Below are 18454 nucleotides of genomic sequence, written 5' to 3' on the forward strand. Positions count from 1 at the left end.
GCGTTTTCAGCGCTCTGCTGCTGCGGCGGCGACCTGTGCGGCGATGGCCGCGCGGAGGTCTTTCTTCGACACCTTGCCGATGCCCGTCTGCGGGAACTCCGTCACGAACTCCACCCGGTCGGGGACCTTGAAGGCGGCGAGGCCGCGCTCGCGGACGAACTTCTTGACGGCGATCGACTTCACGGGTCCGGCGCCCTCGCGCAGGACGACGTAGGCGCAGGTGCGCTCGCCGAGGTACGCGTCGGGCATGGAGACGACGGCGACGTCGTGCACGGCCGGGTGGGCGAGGATGTGGTTCTCGATCTCCTCGGCGGCGACCTTCTCTCCGCCGCGGTTGATCTGGTCCTTGGCCCGTCCCTCGACGACGATGTGGCCCGTCTCCGTCAGCCGGACGACGTCGCCCGTGCGGTAGAAGCCGTCGGCGGTGAAGGCGGTCGCGTTGTGCTCGGGGGCCCGCCAGTAGCCGCGGATGGTGTACGGGCCGCGGGTCAGCAGGTGGCCGGTCTCCCCCGCGGGCAGGTCGTTGTCCTCGTCGTCCACGACGCGGACCTCGTCGGCGGGCGAGATCGGCCGGCCCTGGGTGGTGACGATCGTCTCCTCGGGGTCGTCCAGCCGGGTGTAGTTCACCAGGCCCTCCGCCATGCCGAAGACCTGCTGGAGGGTGCAGCCGAGGGCCGGGCGCACCCGGCGGGCTGCCTCCTCGCTGAACTTCGCGCCGCCCACCAGCAGGACCTGAAGGCTGCTCAGGTCGTACGGGGTCTCCGCCGCGGCCTCGGTCCACACCAGCGCGAGCGGCGGGACCAGGCCGGTGATCGTGACGCCCTCGGCCTCGATGAGCGGGAAGGCGACGTCGGGGCTGGGGCGCGGGGCGAGGACGACGCGGGCGCCGGCGTAGAGCGCGCCGAGGGTGCCCGGGGAGCTCAGGGGGAAGTTGTGGGCGGCGGGCAGGGCGCAGAGGTAGACGCTGTCCTCGTCGACTCCGCAGATCTCGTTGGAGCCCCACAGCGAGTAGATGTAGTCGTCGTGGGTGCGCGGGATGAGCTTGGGCACGCCGGTGGAGCCGCCGGAGAGCTGAAGGAAGGCCAGCTCGTGCGGGGCGGGGGCATCGGGCACGGCCACCGGATCGGTCGGGACGCCGGCCAGGGCGGTGTGCTCGCCGGGGTCGCCGGCGACGAAGACGTGCTTGAGGGCGGGCACCTCGGCGCGGACCTTCGAGGCCAGCTCGCGGTAGTCGTAGCCCTCGCTGACGTCGGCGATGACGTAGGCGGCGGCCTCGGTGAAGGCGCAGAAGTGGCTGATCTCGGTCTCGCGGTGGGCGGGCAGCGCGAAGACGGGGAGGGCGCCGATGCGGAAGAGCGCGAAGACGACCTCGAAGAACTCGGCGGTGTTCGGGAGCTGGACGACGACGCGGTCGCCCTTGCCGATGCCGTGGGCGAGGAAGCCGGCGGCCAGCCGGTCGGCGCGCAGGTCGAGCTCGCCGTACGTCCAGCGGCGCGCTTCCTCCCCGTGCGACGTACCCGCGGGGTCCACGATGGCCACGCGCTCCGGGTGGGCCCGCGCGCGGTCGCGCAGCATCTGCCCAAACGTTTCTCCTCGCCAGTAGCCCGCCGCGCGGTAGCGCTCGGCGAACTCGGCCGGATAGCCCGGAGCGTCGGTCGTCTCGGTCACTGGTCAACCCCCACAGCCTGCAGGAACGTCTGGAACTTGGCGCCGGTCTCGGCCGTCTCGGCCTCCGGCGAGGACTGCGCGACGACACCCGCCCCGGCGTACAGCCGCAGGGAGCGCTCCTCCGCCTCGGCGCAGCGGATGGTGACGACCCATTCGCCGTCGCCGTTCGCGTCGCCCCAGCCGACCATGCCGGTGAAGAAGCCGCGGTCGAAGGGCTCCAGCTCGCCGATGACGTCGCGCGCGATGGCGGTCGGGGTGCCGCAGACGGCCGGCGTGGGGTGCAGCGCGGAGGCCAGCTCCAGCGCGGACACCGCCGGGTCGGCCGGCTCGCCGGTCACGGTGGTCGACAGGTGCCACATGGCGGCCGTGCGCACCAGCGTGGGCCGCTCGGGCACGTGCAGGCCGCGGCAGTACGGGGCGAGGGCCTCGCGGACGGCGTCCACGACGACGGCGTGCTCGTGCAGGTCCTTCTCCGACTGCAGGAGGGCCGCGGCGCGGCGGACGTCCTCGGCGAGGTCGGCGCTGCGCGGCGTGGAGCCGGCCAGCGGGTTGGCGACGAGGGTGCCGCCGCGCCGGGAGACCAGCAGTTCGGGGCTCGCGCCGAGCAGCGTGCGGCCGGGGCCGGTAGGCAGGGCGAAGGTGTAGCCGGAGGGGTCGCGGCGGGCGAGGCGCTGCAGCAGCGCGGGCAGGTCGAGGTCGCGGTCGGAGGCGAGCTCCAGGGTGCGGGCGAGGACGACCTTGGCGAAGTCGCCGCGCCGCATGCGGCGCACGGCCTCGGCGACGGCGGCGCCGTAGCCGGCCGGCTCCGGCACGGGCCGGACGTCCCAGCGGGCGGCGCCGGGGGCGGCGGCCGGCAGGGCGACCAGCGGGTCCTCGGCGAGCGGCGGCGCCCAGCGGACGGCCTCGGGCACGGCCAGCGCGGCGGGCGCGGCCTGGTCGAAGGGGATCGCGCCGACGACGACCGGGGCCGCGTCGCCGGCCCGCACGCGGGCGGCGAGGGTCTCCGCGACGCGCTGCGCCACGGGGGCGGTGCCGTGCGGCACCTCGGCGCGGACGCCGTGGGCGAGGAGGGTACGGGTGGGCGAGGCGAAGAACCGGGCCCGGCCGGGCTCGTAGGCGTCGAGCAGCGAGGTGGCGGCGCCGACGGTGTCACCCCCGACGGGGGCGCCGGGCTCGCTGCCGCCCGGCCGGTCCGCGACGTGGTGAGCGGTGGTCACCTTTGCTGCTCCGTTCCTCCGGTGGGTCGCACCGGGTGGGTCTTGCGTGAAGTGTTCGGGTGGCGGCCGGCCTTGTGGGCCATCGGTGCCCCTGACCCGCCCCTTCGCCGTTTCTTGGGGGGCGAGCCCCCAACCCCCCGCACCGCGCTGCGCGCGGTGTCCTCAATCGCCGGACGGGCTCGAATAAGGCGGAGCCCCGGGAGACGGCGGCGCCGTCAGGCGCGCAGCGTCGCGCCCCCGTCGACGTACAGGTCGTGCATCGTGATGTGCCGCGCGCGGTCGGAGACGAGGAACGCGACCGCGTCGGCGATGTCCGAGGGTTCGGCGATCCGGCCGAGGGGGATGCCGACGCGGTACGAGCCGGGGTCGCCGTCGATGACGCGCTGGGGCGCCTGCTCGTCGGCCCACAGGCCGCGCTGCATGGCGGTGTCGGTGGAGCCGGGCGAGACGACGTTGCAGCGGATGCCGCTGCGGGCCAGCTCCAGGCCGAGGCACTTGGTGAACATGGTGGCGGCGGCCTTGGAGGCGGCGTACGCGGCCATGCTGGTGCGCGGCACGCCCGCGGCGTTGGAGCCGACGGTGACGATGCAGCCGGAGCGGCGCTCGGTCATCCGGCGGGCGGCGGCGCGCGAGGCGTTGAAGACGCCGGTGGAGTTCACGGCGAAGGTGCGGTGCCAGACGTCGTCGGTGATGTCGACGACGGGCGAGGTGCGCAGCACGCCGGCGACGTTGACGAGGATGTCCAGCGGGCCGACGGTGTTCTCGACCTCGTCGACGACGGCCTCGACGGCGGTGCTGTCGGCGACGTCGGCGGTGTGGGCGGTGACCTTGCCGCGGCCGAGCTCGGCCTCCAGGTCCTTGATGCCGTCCGGGGTCCAGTCGAGGGCCGCGACGCGCGCTCCCCGGGCGACGAGGGCGCGGGTCACGGCCTCGCCTATGCCCTGGCCGGCGCCGGTGACCAGCGCGACGCGGCCGGAGAGTTCTGACTGCTGCACGGTGGGTCCCCCGATTCCGGTTCCAAACTAAGGTAAGCCTTACCTTACATGACCCTGCCCGGCCGGGATCACCGCCCGCTGCAGGGGCGCCCCCATCGCTGCGCGCGCGGGGGGCGCACAATAAGGCTTAGGTTAGGCTAACCTCACGCTCTTGCCTATAGGGGGGCGGCCCCCTGCTGACCGGCGACCGCCCCCTGGCAAGACGGGAACTGGTTGTGTGTCAGGTCGCCACGAGCTCCAGGGCCGGCACGCCCGGCGCGGTCACCCCGAAGGTCTGGGCGTACAGGGAGAGCTCCGCCTCCAGCGCCCGCACGATCGTCCCGACCCGGCGGAAGCCGTGCCCCTCGCCCTCGAAGGCGATGTAGGTGTGCGGCACCCCCCGGCCGGCCATCGCCGCCAGCAGCCGCTCGCTCTGCGCGGGCGGGCAGACGGGGTCGGCCAGCCCCTGCAGCAGCAGGAACGGCGTGGAGATCCGGTCCGCCCGGTGCAGCGGCGAGCGCTCGGTGTACAGCCCGGGCACCTCGTCCCGCGGGCCGATCAGCCAGTCCAGGTAGCGCGACTCGAAGTCGTGCGTGCCGCCCTCCGCCGTCCAGCTCTCCAGGTCCAGCACCGGGTAGAGGACCGTGCCGCAGGCGTAGAGGGACGTGGCGGCGAGCGAGGCCACGGCCGTCCAGCCGCCCGCGCTGCCGCCGCGGATCGCGATCCGGGCCGGGTCGGCGAGGCCCTCGGCGGCCAGCGCCGCGGCCACCGCGGCGCAGTCCTCGACGTCCACCACGCCCCACTGCCCGCGCAGCCGCTCGCGGTAGGCGCGCCCGTGGCCGGTCGAGCCGCCGTAGTTCACCTCGGCGACGCCGATGCCGCGCGAGGTGAAGAAGACCGTCACCAGGTCCAGCACGAGCGGCGACCGGGCGGTCGGGCCGCCGTGCGCCCACACCACATAGGGCGGCAGCTCGCCCTCGGGGGCGGTGTGGCCGGGGCTGCGCGGCGGGTAGAGGTTGGCGTGCACCTCGCGCCCGTCCGGCCCGGCGAAGGCGCGCACCAGCGGCTCGGGGTAGTGGGCGGGGTCCACGCGGTCGGTGTGCCGGGCGCCGACGGTCCGGGCCCGGCCCGTGCAGACGTCGAGCTCGACGACCTCGTACGTGCTGCGCGGGCTCGCCGCGACGCCCACCGCGCGGGTGCCGGTCACCGCCAGGGTCGGCGCCCACTCGGTCCACGGCCCGGCGACGTCGGCGATCTCGCCGGTCCCCGGGTCGAGGACGCCGAGGACGGCGGCACCCCGGCCGTGGACGGTGGCGATCAGCCCGCCGGGCAAGGGCGCGAACCAGCGCTGCCCCACACGCCACAGCGCGCCGGCGAACTCCTCCTCGCGGCGGCACAGCGCCGCGCTCTCCCCCGTCTCCGGGTCGACGCGGTACAGGTTCCACCACCCGGAGCGGTCGCTCGCCGCGACGAGCGAGCCGTCGGCGGCCCACTCCACCTGGGGGACGGACTCTTCCGGCCCGCCCAGGACGGTCCGGGCTCCGGACAGCCGCCCGTCCGCGGAGACCTCGGCGATCTTCAGCTCGGTGCCCTCCCACGGCATCCGGGGGTGGTCCCAGGCGATCCAGGCCGCCCGCCGTCCGTCCGGCGAGAGCCGGGGCCCGGTGACGAAGCGGTTCCGGCCGTCCGTCAGCTCCCGGACCGCGCCGCGGTCCCGCGCCGCCGAGCCGTCCAGCGGCACGGCCACGAGCAGCCGGCGCACGTCGTACGGGCCGGAGCCGGTGAACTCCTCCAGGACGCACCACACCTCGCCCCGGTCCGGCAGCAGCACCGGATCTGCCCAGCGCAACCCGCCGCCCACGGACGAGACCGGCGTCAGCGGCCGCGGGGTGCTCCGCTCGCCGCCCGCCGGGGCATCGGGCTCGAACGCGTAGAGCCGCTGGTCGGCGAAGTGGGTGAAGACCACCAGCGGGCCGCCCGCCGCCCGCGCCGCGGCCGCCCACGGCAGGCCGCCGTACTCCATGACGCGGTTGCGCACGTTCCACGGAGCGGGCAGCACCGTCTCCTCCGGGCCGCCGGCCCGCCGCCGCACCAGCGTGAAGCGGCCCTCCTCCGCCGGGCGCGGGCTCACCCACCACAGCTCGTCACCGGCCGTGCCCACGAAGTCCGGGCCGCCGCCGTGCGACGCGGCGAGCTCCGCGCCGACCGGGGACTGCCAGGCTCCGTAGGGCACCGTGGACACCATGATCTGCTACGCCTCCTCGTATCGGTCCAACAGGCTGTGCTCATCAAGCTGTGCTCATCAAGCTGTGCTCATCAAGAAGTGGTCGAGCACCCGGACCCCGAAGTGCAGCGCCTCGACGGGGACCCGTTCGTCGACGCCGTGGAACAGCGCCTGGTAGTCGATGTCCTCGGGCAGCTTCAGCGGGGCGAAGCCGTAGCAGTCGATGCCCAGGCGCGAGAACTGGTTGGCGTCGGTGCCGCCGGACATGCAGAACGGCACCACGTGCCCCTCGGGGTCGAAGCGCTCGACCGCCTCCCGCATCCGGGCGAACAGCTCGGTGCCGAGCGGGGCCTGCAGCGCCTTCCCCCGCTGGTAGTAGTCCCACTCCACGTGCGGCCCCGTGAGCTCGTCCATGGTCGTGCGGAACTCGCCCTCACCGCCCGGCACGACGCGGCCGTCCACGTGCCCCACCGCGGTCCCGGGGATCACGTTGACCTTGTAGCCGGCGTCCAGCATCGTCGGATTGGAGCTGTTGCGGACCGTCGGGGCGACGAGCCGGGCCGCCGATCCCAGCTCGGCGAGCAGCGCGTCCACGTCGAAGCCCGGGGCGCCGGGGTCGGCCTCGATGCCGTACAGGGCGGCGATCTCGACGAGGGCGGCGCGCACGGTCGGTGACATCCGCACCGGCCAGCGGTGCTTGCCGATCCGGGCGAGGGCCTCGGCCAGCCGGGTGACCGCGTTGGCCTGATTGGGCTTGGAGCCGTGGCCCGCCCGGCCGCGCGCGGTGAGCCGGAGCCAGGCCGTGCCCCGCTCCCCCGCCGCCACCGGGTACAGCCGCAGCCCGCCGTCCGCGTGGAAGGAGTACGCGCCCGACTCGCCGATGGCGTACCGGCAGCCCTCGAACAGCTCCGCGTGCTCCTCGGCGAGGAAGGCGGCGCCCGTCCAGGCGCGGTCCTCCTCGTCGGCGGTGAACGCGAGCACGACGTCCCGCGGGGGCCGGGCGCCCGTGCGCGCCCAGGCCCGGACGACCGACAGGACCATCGCGTCGGTGTTCTTCATGTCGACCGCGCCGCGGCCCCACACCACGCCGTCGCGGACCTCGCCCGAGAAGGGGTGGACGCTCCACTCCGCGGGGTCGGCGGGGACGACGTCGAGGTGCCCGTGGACCAGCAGCGCGGGCGCGCCCGGATCGGTGCCGGGAACGCGGGCGACGACGTTCGCCCGGCCGCGCTCCTTCTCCAGCACCACCGGCTCGATGCCCGCCTCGCTCAGCGCCGCGGCGACGTACTCGGCGGCGGGCCGCTCCCGGCAGTCGCCCCCGCCCCGGTTGGTCGTGTCGAGGCGGATCAGGTCCGAGGTGAAGCGCACCGCCTCGTCGAGCGCGCGCTCGTCCACCCCGGCCCCGGCCTCTTCCGTCACGGTCTCAGCCATACTGCTCCTCCACCGCGGCCGACACGACGGTCGTGACCGCCTTGAAGCAGCGGATTCCGTCGTACATGGTCGCCGTGGTGTACGTGACCCGCCGCTCGCCGCCCGGCTCCACGCCCGGGACCACCGTCGCCGCGCCGGCCAGGTGGTGCGCGTCGAACTCGATGTCGACGGTGAACGGGCCGGCGGTTTTGGCGGGCTCGTACCGCACGGCGAGGGCCGTCGCCTCTTTGGCCGCGGCGTGGATGTCCGCGGCAGTGCGCGCGGGCGGGCGGCAGACGGCCGCGTACCGCGAGACGCAGTCCTTGACGGCCACCGAACGGGCGCGCGGCGCATATCCCTTGGCGTCCGCGCAGGTCAGGTCGTCGCCCGTCACCAGCACCACCGGAACACCGTATTCGGCGACGACCAGGGAGTTGAGCAACCCCTCGCTCGCCCGCGCGCCGTCCACCCACACGCCGGTGATGGTGTTGGCGAGGTAGGTGTGGGCCAGCACGCCCGGGGTGCCGGCGCCCGTGTGATAGCCCACGAAGGCGACGCCGTCGACGTCGCCGTGCTGGACGCCTTCGACCATGCTCAGGCTCTTGTGCTTGCCGGTGAGCATTTGGGCTCGTTCGTCCAGCTTCTCCAGCAGCAGATTACGCATGCCCCAGTGCGCCTCATTGACGAGGACCTCGTCGGCGCCCCCGTCGAAGAACCCGGCGATCGCCGCGTTCACGTCGGAGGTGAACAGATGGCGGCACCTCTCCCACTGCGAGGCGCCGGGCAGCACGTCGGCCGGGCAGGTGACGCCGGTGACGCCCTCCATGTCCGCGGAGATCAGGATCTTCACCATGCATCAGTCCTACCGCAGGTGAGAGGCGGCCGCACGGGTGCTCGCAGCAGTCGCCGCGGCGGACCGCCGGCCGGGGAGCGGCCGTCCGGCGTACGGGACCGGCCGCCGATCACGCGTTCGGCGCATTGCGGAGACGGCGGAAGCGCCCCCGGAGACCTCTTCGGAACCACCCGGAAGACGCCCGGACGAGATAGAGGCAAACCGCTACCGGCGCCTGGGGGAATTACACATTCCAAGAATTCCCGCATTTTACCACGACCATCGGATGGTTGAGTCAACTATGTCAAATAAAAAGGCAGTTGACGCCGGCATTGACGTCGGCAATTATCGGTTCCCGGCGTCGGCCGGAGCACTCCGCCACGAGTTTTCCCCTCAACCGGCCCTTACACCAAGGACACCGCATGCCCACCGTCGCGCTATCCCGAGGGCCTGTCGAATACACCGTCCTCGAAGGCAGTCCCGAAGCGGCCCCGATCGTCCTCCTCCACGAAGGCCTCGGCTGCATCGCCATGTGGCGGCGCTTCCCGGCCCGTCTGGCGGCGGCCACCGGCCGGCGCACCCTGGTCTTCTCCCGGCACGGCCACGGGAGTTCGGGCCCGGCGCCGCAGGAGCGCACCCCACGCTCCCTCCACGAGGAGGCCCACGAGGTCCTCCCCGAACTGCTCGGCAGAACAGGCATCCACCGCCCCGTGCTCGTCGGCCACAGCGAAGGCGCCTCGATCGCCCTGCTGCACGCCGCCGCCCACCCCGTCGAGGCCGTCGTCGCCATCGCCCCGCACCTCTTCGCCGAGGAGCAGACACTCCGCGGCGTCGCGGCCGCCCGCACCGCCCACGACTCCGGGCCGCTCGCCAAGGAGCTGGCCTTCTACCACCAGGACCCGCACACCGTGTTCCGCCGCTGGAGCGGCCTGTGGCTCTCCGAGGCGTTCCGCGGCTGGGACATCGAGGACGACCTGGCCGGCGTCACCGCCCCCGTGCTCCTCGTCCAGGGCGAGCGCGACCCGTACGGGACCACGGCCCACCTCGACGCGGCCGAGCGCGGCCTCGGCGGGCCCGTGCAACGCCTGGAGCTCGCCGGCTGCGGCCACACCCCGCACCTCGAACGGACCGACGAGGTCATCGACGCCGTCGGCACGTTCCTCACGAGCCGCACCGGCGGCTCCGCAGACCCCGCGGACGACCTTGCGGAAGACCCCGCAGAGCAGCCCTAGCGCCAGGAGACCCGACCATGAGCGACACCGACGACGTCCGCCTGGACGGCCTGCTCGCCGCGGCCGCCCGCCGGCACCCCGGCCGGCCCGCCCTCACCGCCCAGGGGCGCACCTGGACCTACGCCGAACTCGACCGCGCCGTGAGCGAGCTGGCACAGCAGCTCGCCGGGGCAGGGCTGGAGCCCGGCGACCGCGTGGGCGTCCTCGCGCCCAAGGGACCCGAGGCCGTCCTCGGCATCTACGCCGCCCTGCGCGCCGGCGCGGTCACCGCCCCGCTCGACGTCGCGGACCCGCCCGTCCGCACGGCCCACATGGTGCGCGGCGCCGGACTGTCCCTGCTGCTGGCCTCCGACCGCTCGCTCGCCGGCTGCCGGCGGGCCGCCGAGGAGGCGGGCGCGGGCCCGGAGCCCGCCGAGGGCGTCCTGGACCACGGCCTGAACTGGGTCCGCACGCTCCCTGCCGAGGAGAAGCCCGCCCCGCTGCCCGCGCCCACCGACCGCGGCGGCTACGTCCTCTTCACCTCCGGCTCCACCGGCCGCCCCAAGGGAGTCCTCCTCTCCCACGCCAACGTCGCCCACTTCGCGCTGTGGGCCGCCGCCGAGCTCGCCCTGACCGAGACGGACCGGGTGGGCTCGCAGGCCGCCCTCACCTTCGACCTCACGACGTTCGACCTGTTCGGCACGGCCTCGGCGGGCGCCTGCGCCGTCCTCATGCCGGACGTGCTGCGCTCCTTCCCCCGGGACGTCGTCGGCTGGCTCCACGAGCAGCGCATCACCGCCTTCTACGCCGTGCCCTCCCTCTACCAGGGCATGCTCGAACGGGGCGGCATCGCCGAGGACTTCCCGCCCTCGCTCAGGGTGGCGGCCTTCGCCGGCGAGCCCTTCGCCCCGCGCCCCCTGGAGCGCTACCTGCGGCTCCTCGGCGACGTGCCCCTCTACAACCTGTACGGGCCCACGGAGACCAACGTCTGCACGTACAGCCGGGTGCCCGCCGACTGGACCGCGGACCAGGAGGCGACCATCGGCAGGGCCGTCGAGGGCGACGTCGTCGACGTCCTCGGCGAGGACGGCCTGCCCACGGACGGCACGGGCGAGATCCACGTCGCCGGCGCCACCGTCTTCCAGGGCTACCTGCAGGACGGGGCCCTGACCGACCCGACCCGCACGGTCCGCTTCCGCGACGGCGTCGCCCGCCGCGCCTACGCCACCGGCGACACCGGCCGCATCACCGCCGACGGCCGCGTCTTCCTGCGCGGCCGCGGCGACTCGCAGGTCAAGCGGCGCGGCCACCGCATCGACCTGCTCGACGTCGAGAGCGCCGTGCTGTCGCTGCCGCACGTCACGGCCGCCGCGGTCGTCGCCAAGGACGACCCGCACCACGGCGAGTTCTGGGCGTACGTCCAGAGCGACGGGGCCGGGGCCGAGGAGACCCTCGCCGGGCTGCGCGGGCTCCTGCCGCTGCGCATGCTGCCCGACCGCGTCGTGCCCACGGCCGCCCTGCCCGTCAACGCCCGCGGCAAGGTCGACCGCCGCGCGCTCGCCGCCCGCACCGACTGACCCGATCACCCACCACGCACCACGCACCACTGGCCACGTGCCACAACGGAGGAAACCGTAGTGAACACCGTAGAGGAACTCTGCACCCTCATCAGCAGCAAGATCACCTGGGGGCGCGGCGAGGAGCCGCAGCGGCTGAGCCCCGACACCCCGCTGCTCGAACAAGGCCTGCTGGACTCGCTGTCCATCATGCAGATCGTCGCCGCGCTCGACGCCCAGGCGGGCATCGTGCTGCCGGACACCGAGATCGTCGCGGCCAACTTCCGCAGCCCGCAGGCCCTGTGGAGCGTAGTGGAGAACATCAGGGCGGGGGCCGCGCTGTGAGCGACGCGCGCGCGGCCGCCGCGCCGCACCCGGCCGCGATGCCCGCACCTCTGCGCCGCGCAGGCGGAGACGGGGGCACCGCCCAGGCCGTTCAGGCTCTGGGGGAGAACGAGGAGACACTGTGAGTGCCGTAGACAGTCTGCTGCGTTCCGGGCCCGCCGGGGCCGAGGCCGTGGTCGACGCGTACCGCGACCGGGCCCTGCCCCTGGTCGAGCAGCTCGCCGGCAAGGGCTTCCGCGACCAGTGGGAGGCCCTCGCCGGGCTCGGCGTGCTCCGTCTGGACCCCCCGGAGCCGGAGCCCGGGGCGCCCGCGGACGCCGCCGCCCCCGGGCCCGTCACCCGCTCGCTCGCCATGATCGAAGGCATCGGCCTGGCCGGCGTCGACCCCGGCGTCGTCTACGCCATGGCCTCCCAGGTGTTCGGCATGGAGTACCCGCTGCGCGCGGCGCTCCCCGCCGCCGCGTGGCAGGCCGTGGCCCGCATCCAGGACGGCGGGGAGCTGCTGTGCCACGCGCTCACCGAGCGCAAGGGCGGCAGCGACCCGCTGTCGATGGACACCCGCGCCCGGCGCGACGGCGACGGCTACGTGCTGGAGGGCGCCAAGACGTTCATCACGGCCGCCCCGGTGGCCGATCTCGCGCTCGTTTTCGCCCGCACCGGCGAGGGCCGTTCGCCGTTCTCCCTGTCCGCCTTCCTGTTCCCCGTCTCCACCCCGGGCGTGACCCGCGCCGAGGCCTTCGCCAAGACCGCGCTGCCCGGCGTCCCGATGGGCGAGCTGGTCTTCGACGGCGTGCGGCTGCCGGCCGGCAGCCTCGTCGGCGGGGAGGGCTCGGGGCTCGCGCTCCTGACCTCCACCACCACGTGGGAGCGGGCCCTGCTGCTCGGCTACGCCCTCGGCCCCATGCGCCGCACCCTGCGGCGCCTGACGGACTGGGCGTCCGAGCGCGGCCACTTCGGCCGCCGCATGGGGGCCAGCCACCAGGTGGCCTCCCGCATCAGCGACATGGCGCTCGTCCTGCACCGCTCCCGCACGCTGCTGTACGGCATGGCGGCGCGGCTGGACGCGGGCACGCCCACGCGCCGGCTGTCGGTGGAGGCCGCCCTGACCAAGATCTCGGTCTCCGAGGACTACGTCCGGCTGACGGAACACGCCACGGCGCTGTCCGGCGTACGGGCCTTCATCGCCGATTCCGAACTCCCCGCCGATCTGCACAGCCCGATGGCGGCCCTCACGTATGCAGGCCCCAACGACCTGCTGCGCATCGGTGTCGCCCGTGAATTCGGGCTCCCCGTCGAGAACTGATTCCCGCGCCCGAAGAACGGTTCCCGCACCGGGAACCCGATTTCCGAAAGGCCCCTCATGGCCCTGTCCTTGCCCACCGGGCTGCTGCCCGCCGAATTCGACGAAATCCTCGCGCTCGCCGAGGAGACGGGGGCGGCCCTCGCCCCCCACGCGGCTGACGTGGACGCGGGCCGTTCCGCCGGCCACGAGACGTACCGCATCCTCCGCGAGGCGGGCCTGCTGGGGCTGCTCGTGCCGCGCGAGGCGGGCGGGGCCGGGCTCGGCTTCGCCGGCTACTCGCGGGTGCTGGCCGCGCTCGGCGCCCGCAACGGCGCCGCGGCCCTCGGCTTCAACATGCACAACGTCGCCATCGGCTCGCTGTGCGAGTCCGCGGGCACGCCCCTGCCGCCCGCGGCGGAGGCCTTCCGGTCCTGGCTGTTCGACGAGGTGATCAACGGGCGGAAGCTGTTCGCCTCCGCCACCTCCGAGGCCGGCAGCGGCGCCAAGCTCCGCGGCGTGCGCACGTCCTACCGCCGCACCACGGACGGCGATTACGTCATCACCGGCGAGAAGTCGTTCGTCTCGCTGGCGGGCGTCGCCGACTACTACGTGGTCGCCGCCCGCGCCGAGGGCACCGAAGGCAGCGGCGAGGTCTCGCACTTCGTCGTCGCCGCGGACGACCCCGGCGTGAGCTTCGGGGAGGTGCACAGCCTCTCCGCGATGTACGGCACGAGCACCGCGGGCATGGTCCTCAACGCGGTGACGGTGCCGCGCTCGCGGCTCTTCCTCGGCGTCGAGGGCATGTCCCTGTACAAGCTGGTGCGCGAACCGCACTGGATGATCGCCGGGTACACCGGCGCGTACCTGGGCATCTCCGAGGCGATCCTGCGCTTCACCACCGACCACGTGGCCGCGTCCCCCAAGCGGGCCGGGTCGCCGGTGCTGCAGCGCGAGCTCGGCCGGATGTCCGCGCGGCTGGCCGCGGCGCGGGCCCTCGTCGCCGAGGCCGGGGCGCAAGTCGACGCGGGGCGCGGCAGCGCCGAGGCCAACGCCGCGGTGCACGCCGCGAAGTACGTCGTCGGCGAGACCGGCCCCGCGCTCGCGCAGGACGCCGTCCGCATCTGCGGCTCGGCCGCCGTCAGCCGGTCCCTGCCGCTGGAGCGGCTGCTGCGCGAGGCGTCCTTCGCCTCCGTGATGCCCGCCAAGCCGGAGGAGTGCCTGGAGTACCTCGGCAAGGCCGCGCTCGGTGTCAACCTGTACGACGCGACCGCCTTCGACTGGTGAGGGCCCACACGCAGCGGCGCACCGGAGCGCGCCGCCCCGAGGCGGCGGGGGCCCCGGCCCCCGCCGCGCCGGGCATCCCGCGCGCCGCCGTCCCCACCGTGACGTACGTGCTGTTCGTCGTCATGACCGGCGGCACCGTCCCCACGCCCGTCTACGCCCTCTACGCACAGCGGCTGCACCTGTCCCCGCCCGTCGTCGCCCTCGTCTTCGCCGCCTACGCGGTGGGCATCCTGGCCGCCCTGCTGCTCTTCGGCGGCCTGTCGGACAAGATCGGGCGGCGGGCCACGCTCGTCCCGGCGCTGGCCGTGGCCGCGGTGAGCAGCGTCGTCTTCATCGCCTTCCCCTCCCTTCCCGGGCTGTTCGCCGGGCGGCTGCTCTCCGGGATCTCCGTGGGGCTGACGACCGGCGCGGCCACCGCCTACCTCAGAGAGCTCCATCCCTCGCCGCCGCGCGCCGCCCTGATCGCCTCGGTCACCAACATGGCCGGGCTCGGCAGCGGGGCGCTCCTGTCGGGCGTGCTCGTCGAGTACGCACCCGCGCCGGCCGTCCTGCCGTACACCGTCCTGATCGTGCTGCTCCTCCCGGGCCTCGCCCTGTGGGCGCTGCCCGAACGGGCCGTCGCGCGCGGGGGCGGCATCCGCCCCCAGCGGATCAGCGTGCCGCCGGCCGTGCGGCGCCCCTTCGCCGCCGCGGCCGCAGCGGTCTTCGCCTCCTTCTCCCTGCTGGGCCTGCTGGCCGCGCTCGCCGGCAACTTCCTCGTGCAGGGGCTGCACAACCACAGCCACCTCGCCGTCGGCGTGGTGGCGTTCAGCGCCTTCGGCTCCGCGGGGGCCGCCCAGCTCCTCGCGGCGCGGCTCGCGCCGCGCACCGGCCTGACCGTGGGCATGACCGCCGTCCCGCTCGGGCTCGCCCTCATCCTCGCGGGCCTGTCCGCCGCCTCCCTGCCCGTCTTCCTGTGCGGCTCCCTGCTGGGCGGCGCCGGCGCGGGCACCTCCTTCAAGTCCGGCCTGGCGCTGGTGACGGCCCAGGCGTCGCCCGACCGCGTCTCGGAACTGGTATCCGGCTTCTTCGTCGCCGCGTACCTGGGCCTGACCGTGCCGGTCGTCGGCGTGGCCGTGCTGCTGGCGAACGGCACGCTCATGACGGCGGCCGGCGTCTTCGCCGCGGTGATCACGGTGCTGTGCCTGGGCAGCATCGGCGTCACCACGGCCCTCGGCAACCGCACCACGAACCGATGAGGACCCCGCCATGACCACCGCGCTCTCCCCCGTCGACCCCGACAGCTACCGCGCCCTGATGGCCTCCCACCCCGGCGGGGTGGCCGTCGTCACCACGGACGACGGCCTCACCCCGTACGGCTTCGCCTGCACCGCGTGGTGCGGCGTGTCCCTCGACCCGCCGCTGCTGCTCGTGTGCGCCTCCAACACGGGCAGCACCCTGCCGGTGCTCGCCGAGCGCGGCTGGTTCGCCGTCAACCTCCTGCACGGGGCGGGGCGCCGCGCGGCGGACGCCTTCGCCCACCGGGACGCGGGCCGCTTCTCGGCCGTGCCGTGGGAGCGGTCACCGGCCACGGGGCTGCCCCTGCTGCCGGAGGACGCGCACGTGGCGGCGGAATGCCGCGTCCACCGCATGGACCGTGCGGGCGACCACACGGTGATCATCGGCGAAATATTCCGCGCGGAGCCGTTGCCGGGGGCGGACCGGGCACCGTTGCTGTACGGCATGCGCACGTACGCGACGTGGCCGGCGGCCTAGCCGGCCCGAGTGCGGGGCCGTCGACAGCGGTCGCCGAGCATGCCGCCGGACCCTCACCATCGTGGTGCCTCACCACTGCGGCGGAAGAACTTCCCGGCACCGCCGGGGAGAGCCGGGGGAGTACCCGGGCCGGGTACTCCCCCACCGGGGAGGACAGAGGGAGTGCCGCCCAGGCACTCCCCCACCGCCGCCGCGGCGATCCACCCCCACCGCGAGGGTCCGGCGGAATGCGGTATCGCCCGCACCGGCACGTGCCCCGAACCCAGCCGGACGGCTAGTCCGCGTGGCCCAGCTGGAGGTCCCGCTCCGTGCGGCCTCCCCCCGCCACCTGGAGCACCGTGGCCACCGGTGGGTACCCCGCCGCGATGACCGTGTACTCGCCTGCCGACAGGTCGACGAAGCGGAACGCCCCGTCGGGCCCGGTCGTCGCCGTGTCGACGACGTTGCCCGCGGCGTCGAGGAGCGTGACGCGGGCGTCCTCGACGAGCCGCCCGCCGCCCGCGCGGACGACGCCCCGCAGCACCGCGCCGCCGGCGAGCTCGATGTCCTGGCGGGTCTCGCGGCAGGACTGGACGGTCACGGGGAGGGCGGCGGGCCGGAAGACGGGGGCGCTGCCGGCGAGCGTGTACTCGCCGGCGATGAGCTCGCCGATGTCGTAGCCGCCGTCGCGCCCGGTGCGGGTGGAGGCGACGACTTCGCCGTGCACGTTGGTCAGGGTGACGAGGGCGTCCCGCACTGGCGAGCCGTCGGCGGTGAGCACGGTCCCGGCGAGCCGCCCGGCGCCGCCGAGGACCACGTCGAGCTCGACGGGGCGCTCGCCGACGGTGACGGTGACGGCCTGGGGCTGGTGGCCGCCCGCGGCGGCGATGAGGACGTAGGAGCCGGTGCCGGGCGTGCTGAGCGCGTACCGCCCGTCCTCGCCGGTCGCGCCGCGCCCGACCTGCCGGCCCCCGCTGTCGATGAGGGTGAGGGCGGCGCGGGGGACGGTCGTGCCGTCGTGGTGCTGGACGACCCCGGTGACGGGGATGCCGGCGACGTAGGGGGGCTCCTCCTCCGGCGGGGCGGTCCGCGCGGAGGGGATGACGGGGGCTTCTGCGAGGTTTTGGGACACCGGCGGTTTCTCCTTCAGCAGGAAGGCGAGTAAAAGGCCCAGGACGAGGACGGGTACGAGGTACAGGAAGGTCCGCGGCAGGGCGTGCGCGTACGCCCGTGCGTAGCCGCTGTGGAGCTCGGGGGGCAGGGCGCGCAGCAGCCGCGGGGTGAGGGGGCTGACGGCCCCGCCGTCGGAGAGGCGGCGGGCGAAGAGGCTGCCGAGGGCGCCCGCGCCGGCCGCGCCGCCGAGTTGCCGGAAGTACGTGGCGGCGCCGCCGGCGGCGGCCCGGTCCGCGGTGGGGACGGAGCGCTGCGCGGCCCGGACGGCGGCCGGCAGGGCGAGGCCGGCGCCGGTGCCGAGGAGCGCCGTCCAGAGGGTGTATTCGGGCCAGGTGGTGGCGGTGCCGAGGCGGGAGAGCAGGTACGCCCCGGCGGCGGCCGCGGCGCAGCCGGCGGCGGCGAAGAGCCGGCAGCGGCCGGTGCGGCGGGCGAGCTGTCCGCTGATGAGGGAGCCGAGGACGGCGCCGGCCGTCAGGGGCAGCACGAGCAGCCCCGAACGGACGGCGCCCGCGCCGTCGGCCATCTGCAGGAAGGTGGGCAGATAGCCGACGGCGCCGAAGAGGGCGGCTCCGGTGGCGGCGCCGAGGAGGGCGCAGGCGGTGAAGACGGGGTGCCGGAACAGCCGGGGCGGGAGGAGGGGTTCGGCCGCGAGGTTCTCCGCGACGGCGAGGAGCAGCGCGGTGCCGAGCGCGGCCGCGGCGAGCCCGAGGGTGACGCGGGAGTGCCAGGGGTGGGCGGCTCCGGCCCGGGTGGCCAGCAGGACGAGGCAGGCCGAGAAGGCCGCGAGCAGGAGCGCGCCGAAGGCGTCGAAGCGGGCGCGGTACGCCGCGGTCCCGGGCAGCCGCAGCCCGAAGGCGGCGGCGACGAGGGCGAGCGCGCCGAGGGGGACGTTGAGGTCGAAGCACCAGCGCCAGGAGGCGTGGTCGGTGAGGAGGCCGCCGAGCGGGGGCCCGGCGACGGTGCCGAGGCCGAACACGGCTGCGGCCGCGCCGAGATGGCGGGCGCGCTCGCGGGCGGGCATCAGGTCGGCGATGATCGCGTGGACGCCGGCCAGCACTCCGCCGCCGCCGATCCCCTGCAGGACGCGGAAGGCGACGAGCTGGTCCATGGTGTGCGCGCGGGCCGCGAGGGCGGAGGCGGCGGCGAGGAGGACGAGGGCGAAGGCGAACACGCCCTTGCGGCCGGTGGACTCGCCCAGCCTGCCGCACACGGGCAGGGCGGCGGCGGAGCCGAGCAGGTAGGCCGTGATCACCCAGGGCATGCGGCCGAGGCCGTGGAGTTCGCCGGCGATGGTGGGCAGGGCGGTGACGACGACGGTCTGGTCGAGCGCGGCGAGGAGCAGCGCGATCAGCAGGCCGGCGAGGACGACGCGCAACCTCCCCCGGCCGACGGGGGGTTCGGGGGGCGCCTCGAAGACGGGGACGGCGTCGGGTGCGGGCAGGGCGGGCGCCGGCCCGTCGCTCTGTACCAAAGTGGTCCCGCCCACGTACCGCTCCCCTCGTAGCGCCTGCTATCGCCGCCCTTTTCTCGCATTTCGCGACAAC

14 protein-coding genes are annotated in these 18454 nt (G+C 74.9%); 7 read left to right on the forward strand and 7 right to left on the reverse strand.

Features of this window, described 5'->3' with window-relative positions:
• Positions 1 to 6 precede the first annotated feature (6 nt).
• The 6 genes from IF61_RS0119870 to IF61_RS0119895 all read right to left on the reverse strand — a co-directional run bounded on the left by IF61_RS0119870 (position 7) and on the right by IF61_RS0119895 (position 8343).
• Positions 7 to 1668 (reverse strand): (2,3-dihydroxybenzoyl)adenylate synthase, encoded by a 1662-nt coding sequence (locus IF61_RS0119870; RefSeq protein WP_030367802.1) that lies wholly within the window; start codon positions 1666 to 1668, stop codon positions 7 to 9.
• Positions 1665 to 2885, reverse strand: a complete 1221-nt coding sequence (dhbC, locus tag IF61_RS0119875; RefSeq protein WP_030367803.1) for an isochorismate synthase DhbC — start codon at positions 2883 to 2885, stop codon at positions 1665 to 1667. Before dhbC ends, IF61_RS0119870 begins: the two co-directional genes overlap by 4 nt.
• Positions 2886 to 3100: 215 nt before the next feature.
• On the reverse strand, positions 3101 to 3880 hold the full coding sequence (locus tag IF61_RS0119880; protein WP_078660347.1) for a 2,3-dihydro-2,3-dihydroxybenzoate dehydrogenase: 780 nt from the start codon (positions 3878 to 3880) through the stop codon (positions 3101 to 3103).
• A gap of 220 nt (positions 3881 to 4100) precedes the next feature.
• Positions 4101 to 6104 carry a prolyl oligopeptidase family serine peptidase gene (locus IF61_RS0119885; RefSeq protein WP_030367805.1) on the reverse strand — a complete coding sequence of 668 codons (2004 nt, stop codon included), beginning with the start codon at positions 6102 to 6104 and terminating at the stop codon, positions 4101 to 4103.
• A 57-nt stretch (positions 6105 to 6161) separates the two neighbouring features.
• Positions 6162 to 7514 carry a M20/M25/M40 family metallo-hydrolase gene (locus tag IF61_RS0119890; protein ID WP_030367806.1) on the reverse strand — a complete coding sequence of 451 codons (1353 nt, stop codon included), beginning with the start codon at positions 7512 to 7514 and terminating at the stop codon, positions 6162 to 6164.
• Positions 7507 to 8343: a M55 family metallopeptidase gene (locus IF61_RS0119895; RefSeq protein ID WP_030367807.1), complete on the reverse strand. Its 837-nt coding sequence runs from the start codon at positions 8341 to 8343 to the stop codon at positions 7507 to 7509. Before IF61_RS0119895 ends, IF61_RS0119890 begins: the two co-directional genes overlap by 8 nt.
• 404 nt (positions 8344 to 8747) lie before the next feature.
• Between IF61_RS0119895 and IF61_RS0119900 the strand changes: the two genes are divergently transcribed.
• From IF61_RS0119900 to IF61_RS0119935, 7 genes are all read left to right on the forward strand, one after another.
• A complete protein-coding gene (locus tag IF61_RS0119900) occupies positions 8748 to 9557 on the forward strand; it encodes an alpha/beta fold hydrolase (protein ID WP_078660348.1) in 810 nt (269 codons plus the stop codon).
• 17 nt (positions 9558 to 9574) lie between these two features.
• Positions 9575 to 11113, forward strand: a complete 1539-nt coding sequence (locus IF61_RS0119905; RefSeq protein WP_043189840.1) for an amino acid adenylation domain-containing protein — start codon at positions 9575 to 9577, stop codon at positions 11111 to 11113.
• Positions 11114 to 11173: 60 nt separating this feature from the next.
• The gene (locus IF61_RS0119910) at positions 11174 to 11437 is read left to right on the forward strand and encodes an acyl carrier protein (RefSeq protein WP_030367810.1); all 264 of its coding nucleotides are present in this window, start codon (positions 11174 to 11176) and stop codon (positions 11435 to 11437) included.
• 121 nt (positions 11438 to 11558) lie between these two features.
• Complete coding sequence (locus IF61_RS0119920; protein ID WP_211264910.1) at positions 11559 to 12740, forward strand: acyl-CoA dehydrogenase family protein; 1182 nt, start codon at positions 11559 to 11561, stop codon at positions 12738 to 12740.
• A gap of 57 nt (positions 12741 to 12797) precedes the next feature.
• The gene (locus IF61_RS0119925; RefSeq protein ID WP_052392841.1) at positions 12798 to 14003 is read left to right on the forward strand and encodes an acyl-CoA dehydrogenase family protein; all 1206 of its coding nucleotides are present in this window, start codon (positions 12798 to 12800) and stop codon (positions 14001 to 14003) included.
• Positions 14000 to 15241: an MFS transporter gene (locus tag IF61_RS0119930; RefSeq protein WP_052392842.1), complete on the forward strand. Its 1242-nt coding sequence runs from the start codon at positions 14000 to 14002 to the stop codon at positions 15239 to 15241. The genes IF61_RS0119925 and IF61_RS0119930 overlap by 4 nt, the downstream gene beginning before the upstream one ends.
• Before the next feature lie 10 nt (positions 15242 to 15251).
• Positions 15252 to 15758, forward strand: a complete 507-nt coding sequence (locus tag IF61_RS0119935; RefSeq protein WP_052392843.1) for a flavin reductase family protein — start codon at positions 15252 to 15254, stop codon at positions 15756 to 15758.
• 274 nt (positions 15759 to 16032) lie between these two features.
• Here IF61_RS0119935 and IF61_RS0119940 read toward each other — a convergent pair whose 3' ends face one another.
• Positions 16033 to 18396, reverse strand: a complete 2364-nt coding sequence (locus IF61_RS0119940) for an MFS transporter (protein ID WP_030367815.1) — start codon at positions 18394 to 18396, stop codon at positions 16033 to 16035.
• Positions 18397 to 18454 lie beyond the last annotated feature (58 nt).

The organism is Streptomyces roseoverticillatus, assembly GCF_000719265.1.
Lineage (GTDB): Bacteria > Actinomycetota > Actinomycetes > Streptomycetales > Streptomycetaceae > Streptomyces > Streptomyces roseoverticillatus.

Coding starts and splice junctions, on each gene's coding strand:
- IF61_RS0119885 (WP_030367805.1), bottom strand. CDS start 6,104: ATGGTGTCCACGGTGCCCTACGGAGCCTGGCAGTCCCCGGTCGGCGCG.
- IF61_RS0119890 (WP_030367806.1), bottom strand. CDS start 7,514: ATGGCTGAGACCGTGACGGAAGAGGCCGGGGCCGGGGTGGACGAGCGC.
- IF61_RS0119900 (WP_078660348.1), top strand. CDS start 8,748: ATGCCCACCGTCGCGCTATCCCGAGGGCCTGTCGAATACACCGTCCTC.
- IF61_RS0119905 (WP_043189840.1), top strand. CDS start 9,575: ATGAGCGACACCGACGACGTCCGCCTGGACGGCCTGCTCGCCGCGGCC.
- IF61_RS0119925 (WP_052392841.1), top strand. CDS start 12,798: ATGGCCCTGTCCTTGCCCACCGGGCTGCTGCCCGCCGAATTCGACGAA.
- IF61_RS0119935 (WP_052392843.1), top strand. CDS start 15,252: ATGACCACCGCGCTCTCCCCCGTCGACCCCGACAGCTACCGCGCCCTG.